Origin of the sequence: Paenibacillus salivarius, from assembly GCF_051307165.1 — a bacterium.
In the GTDB taxonomy this organism is placed as follows: domain Bacteria; phylum Bacillota; class Bacilli; order Paenibacillales; family Paenibacillaceae; genus Fontibacillus.
Genome location: NZ_CP195592.1, coordinates 1532171 through 1548365 on the forward strand (window position 1 = coordinate 1532171; position 16195 = coordinate 1548365).

General features: G+C 40.9%; 8 protein-coding genes. All 8 read left to right on the plus strand.

Annotated elements, in window-relative coordinates; translation table 11 throughout:
• Positions 1-128 precede the first annotated feature (128 nt).
• The 8 genes from ACSFXJ_RS06765 to ACSFXJ_RS06800 all read left to right on the plus strand — a co-directional run bounded on the left by ACSFXJ_RS06765 (position 129) and on the right by ACSFXJ_RS06800 (position 16074).
• On the plus strand, positions 129-971 hold the full coding sequence (locus ACSFXJ_RS06765; protein WP_435924430.1) for a hypothetical protein: 843 nt from the start codon (positions 129-131) through the stop codon (positions 969-971).
• A gap of 233 nt (positions 972-1204) precedes the next feature.
• Positions 1205-1426: a hypothetical protein gene (locus tag ACSFXJ_RS06770; RefSeq protein ID WP_293654496.1), complete on the plus strand. Its 222-nt coding sequence runs from the start codon at positions 1205-1207 to the stop codon at positions 1424-1426.
• A 31-nt stretch (positions 1427-1457) separates the two neighbouring features.
• The gene (locus tag ACSFXJ_RS06775) at positions 1458-6584 is read left to right on the plus strand and encodes a hypothetical protein (protein WP_435924431.1); all 5127 of its coding nucleotides are present in this window, start codon (positions 1458-1460) and stop codon (positions 6582-6584) included.
• 789 nt (positions 6585-7373) lie between these two features.
• Positions 7374-8345 carry an amidoligase family protein gene (locus ACSFXJ_RS06780; RefSeq protein WP_435924433.1) on the plus strand — a complete coding sequence of 324 codons (972 nt, stop codon included), beginning with the start codon at positions 7374-7376 and terminating at the stop codon, positions 8343-8345.
• A 110-nt stretch (positions 8346-8455) separates the two neighbouring features.
• Entirely contained in the window at positions 8456-8968 is a 513-nt protein-coding gene (locus tag ACSFXJ_RS06785; protein WP_435924434.1) for a gamma-glutamylcyclotransferase family protein, read from the plus strand.
• Between the two features lie 4 nt (positions 8969-8972).
• A complete protein-coding gene (locus ACSFXJ_RS06790; RefSeq protein WP_120463222.1) occupies positions 8973-9245 on the plus strand; it encodes a hypothetical protein in 273 nt (90 codons plus the stop codon).
• Between the two features lie 180 nt (positions 9246-9425).
• On the plus strand, positions 9426-11558 hold the full coding sequence (locus tag ACSFXJ_RS06795) for a stalk domain-containing protein (RefSeq protein ID WP_435924435.1): 2133 nt from the start codon (positions 9426-9428) through the stop codon (positions 11556-11558).
• A gap of 238 nt (positions 11559-11796) precedes the next feature.
• Positions 11797-16074 carry an InlB B-repeat-containing protein gene (locus ACSFXJ_RS06800; RefSeq protein ID WP_435924436.1) on the plus strand — a complete coding sequence of 1426 codons (4278 nt, stop codon included), beginning with the start codon at positions 11797-11799 and terminating at the stop codon, positions 16072-16074.
• Positions 16075-16195: the final 121 nt, after the last annotated feature.

Sequence of the window (16195 nt, forward strand, 5' to 3'; positions counted from 1 at the left end):
TTAGCAGAAGGTTTTTCATTTTAAGAGTTGTTTCCAGATAAACCTCATAACTACTATAAGCCATTAGTGAATGGAGATTAGTAATTGGTTTTGATTGTTAATGAGTTCAGACCGAAGGGGCGGATAATGTGAGGTGGAGGATAAGAGTCTTATTTCTGATCTTCTGTGCTTCTTTTTTCTACTTAAGCTCTGGAGTATTCGCCACGGCAGATGCAGATATAAAATCTATCGAGATTCCTTCAGGCGATAAGAAGCATATGCAAGACGTTTGGAGCAAATTAGGGAATGGGGGAAGTCATCTCAACCTTAAGTTTGAAGCTAACACAGGAGACCATCCTGATTCTCGACTTCTGGTCTACGATGGTACGAGCGGAACGGTAAAATTCAACAATACCAATTTTCAGGATGCAACTGAAAAATCACGGAAAAGAGTGCTAAGGGAATTCGTTGAGGTGCTTCAGGGGTCGGCAGTCTCGGATCAAACGCAACAAGTAATAATGAGTTCAATATCTGCTTTGAACAGCGAAGTTTCAATGCTACTGATCCCTTTAGTTACGGAAAGTGCTTCAGCAGATATGTATACTGCAATGATATGGATCAATCCGATCTTGCCTTACGTTAGAGTAGTTTTCGGCATAGGGGCGATCTTACTTACAATTTATTTGATTGCAACATCGATTGCCGATTTGTTTTACATTGGACTACCTGTAGCAAGAGAGTCAATGGATTTGAAGGCAGATAATAAAGGGCAAAAGAAGCCATTTGGAATTAGCGATGATGCTATTTCGGCTGTTAGGGAAACAGAAGCTTCATTAAAATCATCAGGCAGTTATAAAAATGCGTACATGCTTTACTTCAAACGAAGGATTTTTACTTACATTGTTCTTTCACTCTGTCTGCTCTATCTAATCGGCGGAGAGCTTGGCGGACTTATTGCATGGCTCTTGAGCCTAGTAAGTGAAGTAGTATAAAACATTAATCCTCTCATTTCATGAGGGGATTTTTTTTAGCTTAAGTAGCAGTAATGCCGAAATCGTCGAGTTAAGAATCCTCCAGTGGTTCATTTATCACCCTGCAACACATGAAACCTAGAAATACCTTTGTTTGACCTTTGAGATTAACACAACTTCGACATCTGATTTTGCAGAAGGATTACAAAAGTAGCACATAAATAAAACGATTTTCAGAAAAGGAGATGACGGGAATGAGGGGTATTGAGAGCGGTCAGGTCAATGGGTTCGTAATTAATCACGGTGAAGGTGTCGAAGCGGATACGCATTCAGAAGAACTCGATGACAAGGAGTTTTTAAAGTTTCAGAAAAAGATGATCCGAGCCGAAAAGTGGCTAAATCGCTTAGAGAAAATAACTGCATGGTTGGATCGAGTTCAGCACTGGGCTGAGGAGCGAGCTTCAAAATCAAAATAAAAATGAAGGGAAATGGATGGAGGTGGAAAGGTTGCAACCTAAGCGGATAAATCGATTTGTAGCGGCGCTTATCGCCGTATTTCTTCTAATAGCATCTACACCACTAAATTCGGCTTCTGCAGTCGGTAGTCCTTCAGCCGACTCCCCAAATGCTATGGCACGTTCGATGATTGACTTCTTCAGAAAAGACAGAACGGAGCTTGCTGTAGACAGGGTTTCTAGAGATGAATTGATGGTGTACGGGGTATTTTTATCAAATTTCTTTGTTCCAGGGAAGACAAAATTAAGTGATATGGTCGATGATTCGGCAGACAAGCAAGACACCATTCCAAGGATAGTGAGCAATAAGTTCTTTGGTTCACCTGATAACTATAAGCAGATCATCAACGTAAACAGTAAATTATACAATGCGATCATGGAGGTATTCCAATCCTCAAAGTCATCCTTCGGTCTGTTTAAGTCCGTTCCTCAAGATGGGTCACTCCCAATGTCAGGAGAAGACTTTTATAACAAACTGGCAGGAGTAGACACGAATCGAAAAATATATGCAAAGAATGGCACAAGCGATAATGTTGTAATGGATTTGAACGATAAAGCAACACGAGCAGCTATTCAAGTACTGTTCTCGTATTCGCCAGAGTTGATTTTGGATAAGGAGAAGGGACTCAGGGCGTTAACCGCCATGTATATCGATGGATTAGGTAACATTTGGGGAGCTTACGATAATGTCGCAATAGAAGAGTATGTACTGGTTCTTCCTGCAGCATTAAATCCAGTAGTCTTTTCTAAAACTGCTAATGGGGGTAAGTTTCCGGTTGCAAACGTTTTTGTTATGGGCGGTATAGTTAATATTACGGAAAACATTCTAGACGGAAAGCCTTTCATGACCCCTTACTACAATATCAAGGATTATTTTACAAATGGGTCAAAGGCAGAAATCACGATGAACAGAAATAATATGCTGAGTATCTTTGGTATTCAATCGCATTCCAGTATGACAAAGCTATCAGGGGGTTCAGCATTCCGAAGTCTGGGTGATTCAGACACTTTGATCATGAACAGTGATAAGGTTATCTCTAATCCATATCAGGATGTTCAGAAATTTATTCAAGCAGAATCGAGTATAATTTCAAATAGTAACTCGTTTATCTTTCTGACTATTGATGCAAGTAAATTCACCAATGGACAGAAATACTTTGTAGATGAAGAAGCACTCAACAGTGATCAGAAGGATACTTTGTCCAAATACTTATTCGGTGGCAGTGTTTTTTCATTGGATGAGTTAGCAGACGATATGTACTATTTCAACGTACCGACTGGAGCCAGCGGCGGTGAAGGTGATTGGAAAACCGATGACGATGCTTTGATGATGAGACAGAAAATGTTCGCCAAAGAAGTATCGGGTCAATATCAGTTTTATCAAGGCTCTTACTTCTCGTCACCTTTCAACGCCTTTCTTCATTATTACTATGATAGCAAGAGTTCAGGTGACGAACAGGATGAAGTAGATTTTTTAGTGAAATGGCTTCAAGATAATACGACCAATAAAACAGTAAGTTCAACTTCTGCTGAGTTTAAAGCGTTAAAGAGCTTTTTGGATTCAGGGGATTTTGGTACCGATGATCCTGATACAATTAACGCCGCGCTAAAGCTATTGAAATTCGACAGTAATAATTTCGTTTATAATGTGTTGCCCTCATCGACACTTGTTGAAGAGAATATTTTGCGTTCAGGTTGGTTCAAAACGACGCTCATTTCGCCAACTAGTTTTGGTTTGAGTGAATATGATTCTTTTCTGGGGTATATTTCGACCGCAATAAGAAAAAGTGCATTCTTTAGCCAGTATAAGGGATTTGAGGATTACCCCTACTTTGAATTTAATGGAACGGGGTTCTTTCAGGCAGGAAATGGCGGCAAAATCGTTGGGCATGATACTGTCAAAGGATCGAGTAAGAAGGTTGTCGGGAAAAACGGACAAAATGCAATTTCTACCCTGTTCTATAATTCTATGGTGTATCGAGTATTTGGAATGAATAGTACCTTTACCAAGAAATTAAAGAGCAACATGTACGCTGGAACCGAAGTTGACGGCGTTCTTGGTAAATATACTACTCGAACTGCAATCATGAATGATGTCAATAACTACCCAGGTATCTATTGGGGTTACATGGTGCAACTGCTCGGCATAGAAAAGAGTAAAGACAGTAAAACTGGTGAGGAAAAATGGGATAGCAAACGTTTTGAGAATGACTTATTACCAACAATTATATTGAATACGATGAGTGGAGGATTAGACCTCGTTACTATTATTGGCGGTTCGGGGGTTGTTGCTTCTGAAGAAAAAACTATGCAGGAAATGCAAACCGATATCGTCAAGAAGATTTATGGTCTTCTCTCGGATGGACCAAATCATTACAGAGATAAACTGATCAAATCTGCACAAGACAGTTGGATTATATCCACCCATAGGAGCATTACCGGTTCGTGGATTGGAAATATTTTAAGTGTGAGCGCAGGCGGAAACGAATCATATGCTTCAATTGTTGGTTACATCAATACGCCTAGTTTAACGGAGTTACCTATAACTTCTTGGTTATTGGACGATTACATGTCAATATACTTGTTACTGATCTTATTTGTTGCGATGATCGTGATAATAATGGTCATAACACATGTGCGTTCTATTAGAGAAGGGGTATTAATCTTCATCGTAATGGCTTTCGTACTGATAATTCCTCAGTTCTTTATTTCAAGTGTAGTAAATATATCAAATACAGCAGGAGATAAGCTGTATTCTGGAAGATTTAATTATTGGGCAATTACTCAGCATCAGCAAGCACTGTCTTCTATGCGTAATGTAAAGCTTATGGATGATGAGAAAAACTATATTATTGCTCAAAACATGGAGTTAGCTAGAGAAGCATATTCCTCAGATGTTGGAGTTCGGGTTAAATGGATGTCACCTAAGAAAGATGATGTTTTCGATGATATGTTTAACAAAGGGAAAATTACACAAACGTTAAATGAAAATCTGAACATCTTTAGATGGTTATTCAGCAGTTTTATTAACCAAGAAGAGTATGTTTTCAATGATCCACTGGTCACCTATTTATACAGACCATATAACGCTATAGCTAATGCAGCCAAAAATTCATATTCCAAACTTTCAGAGAACGCTGTGCCAAGAAATGAGGCTGCCAACAAATTATTAAACGCTAAAGAGTCATCCTTCGTCTTCCCTGAGTACAGATTCAAGTCTTTATTGGACGACAATAAGAAAGTCCAATATTCTGATCAACAAAATCAGTTAATAAAATCGAGTGCAACACTATCAGTCACCGATAATTCTGAAATGGAGGAGAGCTATAGGTATTGGGCTTTGAATAGTTCCGATGTTTCAACAGCCATTTTCCGAAATGATATCAACTCCAATGCAGGATTACGTTCTGCGACAGATGAGCATTCCGAAGCTTTCCTGTTATCAACTGAAAGTCCGTTTTATTACTTTTACAATGCATTGAAGAGCAGATATTCAAGAGTTGACGGAGAGTTCAAATCAGCCTTACTTTCCAAAGAAGTGTTCAGGGCTTCAAGTGATGACCTGAAGGTAAATAATTCAATGAGGGATTTCCTCGACCTCGAGGGGTTATTTACTTACGTGATTCCTTATTTGTATCAAGGAAATGACTATGTATACAGGTGGACGGCTACGAACGGGAAGAGTGTCGATACCTTTAACTTCAAAAACGCAGTAGAGCCTACCGATCCTGCGATGAAGGCAAAATTTAATGAAGAGGCGAAACGGAAAGAAGACTTAAAAGCTGTTTGGAAGCTGTATTCACCTTGGGTTGATCAGCTTTATTCCCTTGATATTATGGGAAAGCAAGTTCCGATTGCCAATAAAAAAGTGTATGTTGCTGATACGGCTAACCCAGGTGCATATGATGATGCCGGAAGACCGATGATCTTTTCTGAGGCAGATATGTATGCGAAGGGGTATAATTACTCTCAGCTTACTGATGTGGAGCGGCGTATTCAGTCCACATTAAACTCAACGTATAAAGACTTATTGTATTTGACGAATTATCATGATTTTGACAATGAGGTTCTTATTACGGCAGCAGCAATGATGGCGACCTTCAACTTTAATCGCGAGTTCTCTGAAAATAGGCTCCTTGGAGAAAGTAGTACGTTGTACCCGCAAAATTTTGAGCTAAAGAACTTTAATTATGATGCTTTCATGAGACTGATCCTGATGAATTCTACTGGTGAAGCTCTTATGGACGATCAAGACCTGTACGCACGAGTTCTTGAAAAAACGTCGATATTCTCAGGATTACTTTTAATCCTGTGTGATTTGATGGCTGTCATCGTTGTGCCAGTAGCGAAGTTATTCGTATTGCTGTTGCTTTTGTTCCTAACCCTTGCGATCTGTTTATCAAGTGTGTTAGTGCCGCCTGAGAGATTGATAAGAACAATTAGTAAGAATCTATTTATACCTTCTCTTATCTTCTTAGCGGCGAGTGTTGGATTTGCATTTGTAATCTCGCTATTTATGGGTGAAGGGTTAACGGGTTATGTTGGAGGAAGAACGCCATCACTTGGAGTTAGTGATCCTTCAATAGTTATGTTATTGATGGTGGCTGTTGACGTTTTGTATGTCTTTACCCTTTGGAAAATTGCGAAGTTACTCATCGCATCATTGAAGTCGTATGTGATTTCAACCGTTTTTGCAACTGTAGGGCTTGCAGTAGGTGCAATGACTGCATTCAAACAATACATGCATTCATCGATGAGCAGGACATTTGATGGAGCACTAAGTCATGCGCTCGGTTCAAAAGGTGAGAATGCAGCTAATGATGAATTGAATAGTGGTAATAAGCCTTCAGGTTTGAGATCAAGATTCGGAAAAGGAATGATGTATAACCACGGTCAGCCTAACCTGATTCATTTAGATGATAATGAAAAGAGCAGCCCTTCAATTAAAGGTAGAGATGGACAATCGAATAATGCCGTACTACCTAATGAGAAAGATCGTAAGTTTGAAACATATATTGATGATCTGTCATCCCGAAGAGCTGGGAGTACTGATAGGAAGGACGATGGGAAGCGGAAGCAAGTTAAGGATTCTGTTGGTAAGGTTGAAAAGTCAAAATAAATTCAGCAAAAGAAATTCGAGAAGAAAAGATTGGACACTCGGAACCTTTTCAATAGAAGAGGTTCCAATTTTTTTTGTTTGAGAAGTAGTAAAAATAGGGAGCTAAGAGACTCAAGGTGACTCTTTATTCTGGCTCTTGAAGTTAAAGGTAGAATTTATATCGTATATTTCAATGAAATGATGTATCTTGTCCTTTATTCGCAGATGGGGTATATTGGAACTAATAAAATATTCTTTGGAAGCGGAAGCACCGCAGACAAGCCTTTTAACGGGCGTAGTCTGCGGTTTTTTGCGTTTCAAATTGGAGGATGATTCTTATGAAGTGTTGTTCATTCTGTTCCCGCAAGGCGGAAGTACTGTTTAATCACATGACTCATGATCTTGGATCACTTTGCGTGGAATGCTACATGATACTACACGGATCATGTGGAGTTTGCCGCAGCAGCTTTCTACCTGAAAAAGTGATGTCTGATGTAGATTATCAGATTCAGGTTAAATTCATTGGTACAGGAGAAAAGAACTTTATGGTTTGTAACCAATGTGACTCGGAAATTCGTTTGCGCTTTCCGTTGATGTTCGCATGAGGGCATTGGGGGCATCGGTTTGATTTATATTATAGCTTTCAAAGTGATCACCTTTCACTAAGGTGATCTTTATTTTTGACTTTAGATAAATTAGGCTCAACATTTTTTTCAAAAACCTATGAAAAGTGCGTCAAAAAGTAACTTCAAACCTGAGAAAAGTTACATAACTAACCAGTTAATTATGGTTGGTTAGGAGGCTCAGGGAGTGCATGTTGAATACACCAGTTTATCATTCGGATTTGAATTAGAGTTCACCGGGATTAAGCGTTCAGTGGCAGCCTATGTTGTCGCGGACTTCTTCGATACAGGTAGACCAACACAAATTGGAGGATGGGGTCATGATAATTATGAAATCAAGGATCGATCCGGACGGATATGGAAAGTCGTTAAGGATGCATCAGTTCAAGCGGTTCGACAAGAGAACTCCGAAATAATAATCGTATCGGATGATTATCAGTGTGAACTTGTATCCCCCGTCTTGGGATATTCTGATATTCCTTTATTGCAGAGATTAATTCGTGAATTGAAGGAAAGCGGCGCACTTGTAAATAAGAGTTGCGGTTTACATGTACATGTAGGAGCTGAGAGATTTTCGCCAAATAACTTGAGAACTCTTTGTAATATTATCTACGCAAAACAATCTTTGCTGACTAAGGCATTGGACTGCAGACAGGAGCGGCGTAGATACTGCTTGGATCTTTCAGATGAATTCATTAAGAAACTCAATAAGAAAAAGCCAAAGACGATGGGGGAGTTTGCAGAAGTTTGGTATCACGGGTTCAATGCCTTAGCCTTTCGTCGAAATGATCGATATAACGACTCCAGGTATCGGATATTGAATTTGCACCAGTTATTAAGCGGCAGATTAAAGACAGTAGAGTTCAGGCTATTTAATGGGACTCTGCATGCCGGCAAAGTGAAAGCAAGTATTCAGTTGAGTTTGCTTATCGCGGCTCAAGCTCTGAACCAAAAGAAAGCAACCAGTCGGGTAACAGTGCCTGACAACGGGAATGAGAAGTATTCATTTCGTGTATGGCTTCTCAGACTTGGTGGTATTGGTGATGAGTTCAAAACCATGCGTCATCACCTACTTAAGTACCTTGAAGGTAATTCTGCATGGAGGGAGCCGCCAACGAATGATGACGCTCGGGGCTTGTCAGATGTCGAAGCGCAGTAAGCCCCATTCGGGGTATTCTTGGGCGATCCTGACCGTTATTGAACACTGTACAACCAATCGTAATCCAAGGTAAACTTACCAACTAACTATTGATATTGGAGGTACCGAGTATGAAGCCTTATGTAGCTTACGGGAGCAATATGCACATTAAGCAAATGAAGATGCGTTGTCCTGATGCGTATATCATCGGGATTGGGTGTATTGAAGATCATGAGCTAGTGTTTAAACGCGTAGCCACCATCTCTAAACATATCGGACTATTTGTACCTGTTGTGTTGTGGATGATCTCCGAAAGGGATGAAATCGCTTTAGATCATTATGAAGGCGTTTCAGTTGGACTCTACAGAAAAGAGATCATTAAGATAAAGTTAGAATCGATTAGTGTAAAAAATGACGTGTTTAATGAAAGTGATCTTCCAATTGAACTAGGAGCGATGGTTTATATCATGAATGCCGAATCAAGACCAATATCGGCGCCTACTCGGATATACTATGAGACTATTCTTGAAGGCTACCAACAGAACAACATTGATGTTCGCCCCCTTTCTGTTGCAGCTATTAAAAGCGATTATAGGGACACGGATTATTATGAAGGTTTTGAGATAGATCGTCGGAGGAGGTAAGTGTTTGAGCCTACAAATAGTAATGACTCATGGGGTTCGAGAGATTGGCTGTAGGGATTGGCAACTGGTTATTTCATTAATCATCAAGCACTTTTATGGCAAAGAAGAGTTTCTGTCTTTTAAGACTGTTGGGAAGAAAACGGTAGTTACGAATGGGAATGACGGTCATTTACTCACTATCGACAACAAGAAGTTATTTTCAGAAGTAGTTTGGGCAGTATACGGCGATGAGGGGAAGATGAAGTATTATACATTCATGCTTCCGCATGAGTATTAATCACGTAAGTAGCGAGAGTTTGAAATTGTAGGATCGATGTGACTTAAATACAACAGACTATTATTCTGGTTCTTTATATAATGAAGATGATGCCTTCTAAATGGAATGGAGTGGGAATAAGGGACAGATACACAGTTCCTTCTTTTAAAGTTTAGCGAATCCTGTAGATCGGAGGTCAATATGAAAACGAAAAAGTTAACAGCAGTAATACTTGCATTCTCAATTATTTTAGGGGGTCAAGGCGCACTCGCGGCGCAGTCTGAAAAACCAGTTCAAATTACTTCTGCGGACTTCAATTATTCCAAAGAAGCTAAAGATGCTCTGGCACACGTGAATAAGATCCGAAAGGAAGCGGGTCTGGATGAGGTTAAGCTCAATCCGTATCTCACAAAAGCCGCAGAGAACCATGCAAAATATTTAGATTTAAATGATGACACGGGTCATGATGAAGTGAAGGGCAAGAAAGGGTTTACTGGTGAAGAACCAAAAGACAGAATTTTAGCTGTCGACGGTTCGACTGTTGCGCAAGGCTCGGGCGAGGTAATCTCCTATTCAGAAGCAACTGTGGAAGGTTCTATCGATCTTATGGTAGGCACAGCATACCATAGAAATCCATTCCTAAACCCGTACACTTCGGAGATTGGTATTGGATTGGTTGGCAAGAAGTTTGTGATGTTGTATTCGGCTAGAGCAAGTACAACCAAGATTTCAATGTATCCTTACGATGGTCAGAAAAATGTACCCACAACATTTACAGGTGCTGAAAATCCCAACCCGTTGAAAAAATTTGGTGTCGATAGATCAGGATATGTTATTTCTTTCTACCCGCCACATGTACTAGACACTAAAAATATCGACGCAACTATCAAAGACAGTAAAGGAAACAGTGTTCCATTCTTCTCCGAGTGGTATTCGGGCTACTGGTTCTTTTACACGAAAGAACCGTTAAAAAATGGCGAAAAATATACGGTGTCAGTAAACTATAAACCTCTCTATGAGGAAGAGTATGAAGGAAAAACACTCAACAAAACTTGGTCTTTCACAACTGCAGGAAGCTCATCTAACAGTGGTTCTGATAATAAAGTATTGAATTCAAATGATGGTTACTCAAAAGAAGCAAAAGAAGCCTTAGATTACATCAACAAAATCCGTAAGGATGCAGGACTCAGCGAAGTAAAGCTGAACCCATTCCTAACGAAAGCTGCCGAGAATCACTCGAAGTATATGAATATGGGTAATCCTTACGATCACGATGAAATCGAGGGACGTAAAGGATTCACTGGTGTAGAGCCTAAAGATAGAGTACTTGCCGCTGGAGGAGACTCGAGGTTATCTGGAGGAGTGTTTGAAGTCCTTTCTGCTAGTAATTCTTCCGTAAAACCGTCAATTGATCGATTGATTGGAACCTCTTATCATAGGACTCCTTTTTTAAATCCCTTTACAATGGAAATAGGGGTTGGACTTGACGGTAGATTTTTCACAATGTTAGCTTCATCAAATGATTCTAAGGCAACAAATACATCCATGTATCCTTACAATGGACAAAAAGATGTACCTACAACTTTTGTAGGAGCGAGTGAAGATCCAAATCCATTAAAGAAATTCGGTATTGAAAGATCAGGTTATGTGATTTCCTTTCAACCACCCTATATTCTAGATACTAAAAAGATTGATGCAACAATTAAGGACAGCAAGGGGAAAAATGTACCGTTCTTCTCCGAATGGTATATGGGCTTCTGGTTTTTCTATACGAAGGAGCCACTTAAAAATAGTGAAACGTATACGGTATCTGTGAACTACAATCCGTTGTATGAGGAAGAATTTGAAGGAAAGACACTCAATAAGACTTGGTCTTTTACAACCGAATCAGGAAGAAACAATGCATCTAACCCCTCAACTGGTGGAGATGTTAACCCACCACCGAGCGGTTCAACTTCTGCAATCACGGGTAACTTTAACAAGGACAATGTCGGTGTAACAATTAATGGAGATTTGGTAAGTTTGAGTCCTCCCGCGAAGATCGTTGGCGGCAGCACCTTCATACCACTTCGCGGAGTGTTCGAGAAGCTCAACTCCGAAGTGAAATGGAATAATGATAAGCAAGAAGTGACTATTGTTCGAGGAAGTACTACTGTTAAGCTCACAATCGGCAGTAAGACAGCGTATGTCAATGGCAAGGCGATTACACTTTCGACAGCTCCGTTTATCAATAACTCATCAACCTATGTACCTTTAAGATTTGCTAGTGAATCTATTGGAGCCGAAGTAAGTTGGGATCAAACAAATTTTATTGCAATCATTAAATCAGAATAGTTCACCAAATTGGGGTCAGATGCATGAGCATCTGGCTCTTTTCTTTATGTGTGCAGTGATCTCTCAGTTAGGGGTCACTGCATTTTTTTTATGCTGATCGAAGCACGATTTGATGGGAATTAGTTACTACAAAAATTTCAAAATGTTGTAGAGTTTGATTGATTTTCAGGATAGTCATCATGAGCAAATTTATAAGACCAAGAGAAAAAGAACAAGTACAAGTAAGGAGATGAAGGATGTGGCAAACAGTAAACAGGAAAGAAAAAGGATCATCTCAGTTCTCTTGGTGATCGCTCTGCTTATTGGGCTATTCCCAATGAGCGCTCTTGCTGATGATCAACCAAGCGACACCGATTACGGAAATGAAGTGAGCGTAACGGATGCCGTATACGGCGAAACCAGTGTTACGAATGCAGTATACGCTTCCGATCCGAGTCATTTCATTTACGAGTTAAATCCGGAATGGATGAATGAACCTTATGCCTATATCAGAGAGTATGTCGGACCAGGTGGAGATGTGACCATCCCCGACACAATCGAAGGGAGACCAGTAACAAGAATTTTTGGAGCAGCATTTCTGGGCAATCAAAGTATAAAGAGCGTAGTTATACCTGAAAGTGTTGAGCGGGTCGAGGTAAATGCGTTTGCATACAGCTATGGAATTAAAAGCATCACATTTAAGAATCCAGATACGATAATTGGTGACAAGAATGGTTTGTATGACTGGGACATTGTGATTCCATACCAAGCTACAATTATCGGTCATAACAATTCGACAGCAGAAAGTTTTGCCCGTAAACGAAACATCAAGTTTATGAGTATTGATGAGCCTTGGATTACAGAAACAGACTATGGATCACAAGATGCATTGTCTCACTTCCATCGAGGTGAGGATGTTGTCGTGAGCGAGCTGTTCCAAAGTAGTGAGTTGGCCAATTATTTCGCGCACTGGATGGGCGAGCTATGGGGACTATGGACAACACCAGTCTGGAACGGAACGACCAATGATACAATCAATAAGCGTGATGTAGAAATGAGGATGCAAAGGTTCTACCAGAACAAAGGACACTTCTCATTCGGCTCCGATGATTTCAAAGGAATCACAAGCTTAGAGGGTATGCAGCTATTCAAGGACAGTATCCTCAATGATCCCAAGTTCTCAGATAATGCAGTATTTCAGTTTAGCGGCAATCAGCTTCGTGAAGTGAATGCCCTGAGCTTCCTGAACGGGGTAAATTTTCTTGATCTCAGCAATAATCAGTTGGAGAATATTGAGGGACTAAGCGGTCTTGAAAGATTAAGTCACTTGGATCTGTCAAATAACAATCTAACCGACCTTGATGGCTTAAGTAATTTAAGAAGGCTTATCGAGCCACAGACAGCGGCGACAACGACCAGTGTTCTTGATTTCAGTCATAACCGGCTCTCGAACATTGAGGGGCTAAACAATGTAAGCAAGCTTGATACACTAAATGCAAATAAGGTTGATTTCAGTTACAATTTCTTGACCAATAGTAACATTCCCATTTTATCGAAGCTGTTCAAACTATTCCACCAAGTAGCAAAACCTCAGTTGCTGTTCGACTACAACTATCTTTATATTGACGATCAGGTAACTGGGAAACAGTTCTACAACGATTGGTTAGAAATATCCGGTCTATCGAGGGGCGATGAACGTGCAAGCACTCCGCAATACAATTATCGATTCGTTAAAGGAGCTGACACGTTAAGAGTCGAGCACCGCGTCAAAGGAACAGATGAGCTACTGGCATTTGAGGAATATTCGACAGACGATAAGACCTTGGACTTGAATGCTTCCATCACGTACAATGCCAAGAATTTTGAAGGTTATTCCCTCATTGGCGATTCAGGTAAGTATGTTCTAAACAAAGATCATATTTTCACTTCCAAAATCGGTACAGAGCGTCATTTGGTGAATTCAAGAACTGGATTATCGATCACCAATGTAGGACTGCCAGAAGATATGACCAGTTCAATTACGGATGAAAGTATATTGACCACTACGGATACCGCAGGCGAATTCAACATTGTCGGTAAAGGCACTACAGAGGTCAATATTTTTAGCGAGGGGGTATCTCATGGCATTTATCCGCTCACTTTCGACACCTTTGGAAGCAAGGACAATGTCATCGTTTTCTATTACCAATCTTCTGCTTCATTAGCGAAGCATAAGTTAATAGTCGGTATGGAGGGGCAAGGTACAACCTTTCCTGCATCTGGCACTTACGAATACGATGACGGAGAATGGGTTTCCATCTCTGCTCGGAATTCAGTACCAGGATATGAACTTGAAAAATGGGTGATTGATGGCGAAGATTACTTTGACCCGTTTGGTTATGGGGTAAGTTTGAAAATGGACAGCGATAAAACAGCAATAGCTCACTTCAAGCAAAACCAACCACAGCCTACACAGTATACGCTAACGGTTAATCAAGTTGGAATGGGAACAGTTACTCCGTTCGCAGCTGGCAGTGTTACGAATTTTCCCGAGTTTGAATCGGTCAGCCTGATGGCTAATCCCTCGCCAGGATATAAGTTCGAGAAATGGGTCGTAAATGGGCTTGAGTCAGACGATCAGAGTATCACCTTGTATATGGATCGCAATGTTATCGCAATAGCGCACTTCATCCCCAGTGCATCACCGTCCAAGGAATTCAAGCTGACCGTTGAAGTGCTTGGTGAAGGTACGGTCGATGTTCTAAATGAAGAAACGAAAGAAGTGTTCCAAGATGTGCGCGGTAAAGTCGGACAGTTTAAGGAAAGCACTGAAATATCCGTATCAATGCTTCCCGAACAGGGGTATAAATTCACTAAATGGGTGATGGATGGTCAGGAAGTAGTTAAGGAGTCGCTTTTGTTTAAGATGGATGAGGACAAGATCGTTCAAGCCTATTTTGAACCAGTCGTTCCATCGCCTGAGCCAAAAGGTGGTATAACGGTTGAATTTGTTGATTGGGAAACGAACAGTAAGCTCAAAGAAGATGTAATTCTGTCGGATTTGCCGTTAGGTGATCATTCATATAGAGCTGATGCGTTTATCGGGGTATATAAGCTAATCGGAGATTCAGTCAGAAATGTTTTGCTAACAGCAGTCCAGCCGTTCGGAAAGCTGACCTATTTCTATAAGAAAGACATTGTCATTCCAACACCTGAACCAGAACAGAAGCCAAATCCTGAACCGACACCTAGCCCTGATCCAGAACCAAAGCCAACGCCAGAACCGAAGCCAGAACCGAAGCCAGAACCGAAGCCAGAACCGAAGCCAGAACCGAAGCCAGAACCGAAGCCTGAGCCAAAACCAGAGCCAACACCAAAGCCGACGCCAGAACCGAAGCCAGAACCGAAACCGGAACCGAAGCCTGAGCCAAAACCAGAGCCAACACCAAAGCCGATGCCTGAACCGAAGCCAGAACTTAAACCAGAGTCGAAGCCCGAACCAAAGCCAGTGCCGAAACCTGAACCGACACCAGAACCCAAGCCGGAATTGCCAAAGGTAGAGTCACAGCCGGAGCCTGAAACAAAATCGAATGAAAAGGATCAGGATCTTAATCCAGATCGAGAAGGAAGCCATGTGACCACAGTGCCTACTCCAGTGGTTGAAAAGAAAATGGATACTTTGCTCGTTGAAGCTGTAGATCATGAGTCCGAGGAGCTTCTCCAAACTGAGGAAATCGATACATTGCACTTTGGTTTGAATGAGGTCAAAGCTCCCATTATCGCTGGCTACTCCTTGATCGGATCGGATAAGCAAACGGTATTTATCAGCAAGAATGGTGAATCTTTAACAGTTACCTTCAGGTATCTGAAAGAAGCTGAGCCGAACCAACAGTTCGGTGTTGTATATGGGGTTGTGAAGGACGCGAACGGTATTCCTATGCAGGGGGTTAAAGTCGAACTTCATTCCGATCCACGAATTACGTTTACTAACGAGTACGGCGAGTACCGCTTTGAGGATGTCGAGCTTGGAAAGCATACGGTTATATTGAAAAATCCATTTACCGACAAAGAAATTTCTCGGATCAACGTTGTTGCGTACAAGGACTACAGAGACTCAGATTCGACTACGGTCGAATCGGTGCAAGTAGCAGAAGAAGTAAAACGGTCAATCGAATTAAATGAGTCAATGAGTACGCAGCGGATTGATTTTGTTATTGAAGTTTTTGAACAACCAGAACCGGTAGCGTCTGACAAGAAGTTCCCTATCATTCCGATAGTGGCGGCTCCCCCGCTAATCATTATTCTTCTGGCGTACTCCAGAAGAAGGAATGTAGTTATTTACAACGGAGCTAATCTGCTGATCAAAAAGATTAGGGTGAAGGCGAAGCCTGAAACTGTCATTGATCTTACTGGTTATGCTGCAAGTGCATTCAAAGTGGTTTTCCGAAAGCCAAATAGCTTCAGGAATATTGATTTGTACATTAAATATGGCGACACCATTACGCAAGTCGAGTTGGCAGACGATCTAAACTTCATCGTGTTTTCTCCAGAGAATTAAATACAACAATACAGAAACACCTCGCGCTAAACGAGGTGTTTTTCTTCTGTTCAGGGGTATAGATCCCGCCGCGCGAAGGTTTTCGAGAATTTTTGAGTTAACATCGTCCGACCGATGTTCT

Bases quoted from the DNA above. Each gene is read 5' to 3' on its own strand.
- ACSFXJ_RS06770 (WP_293654496.1), top strand. From the start codon at position 1,205: ATGAGGGGTATTGAGAGCGGTCAGGTCAATGGGTTCGTAATTAATCAC.
- ACSFXJ_RS06785 (WP_435924434.1), top strand. From the start codon at position 8,456: ATGAAGCCTTATGTAGCTTACGGGAGCAATATGCACATTAAGCAAATG.
- ACSFXJ_RS06795 (WP_435924435.1), top strand. From the start codon at position 9,426: ATGAAAACGAAAAAGTTAACAGCAGTAATACTTGCATTCTCAATTATT.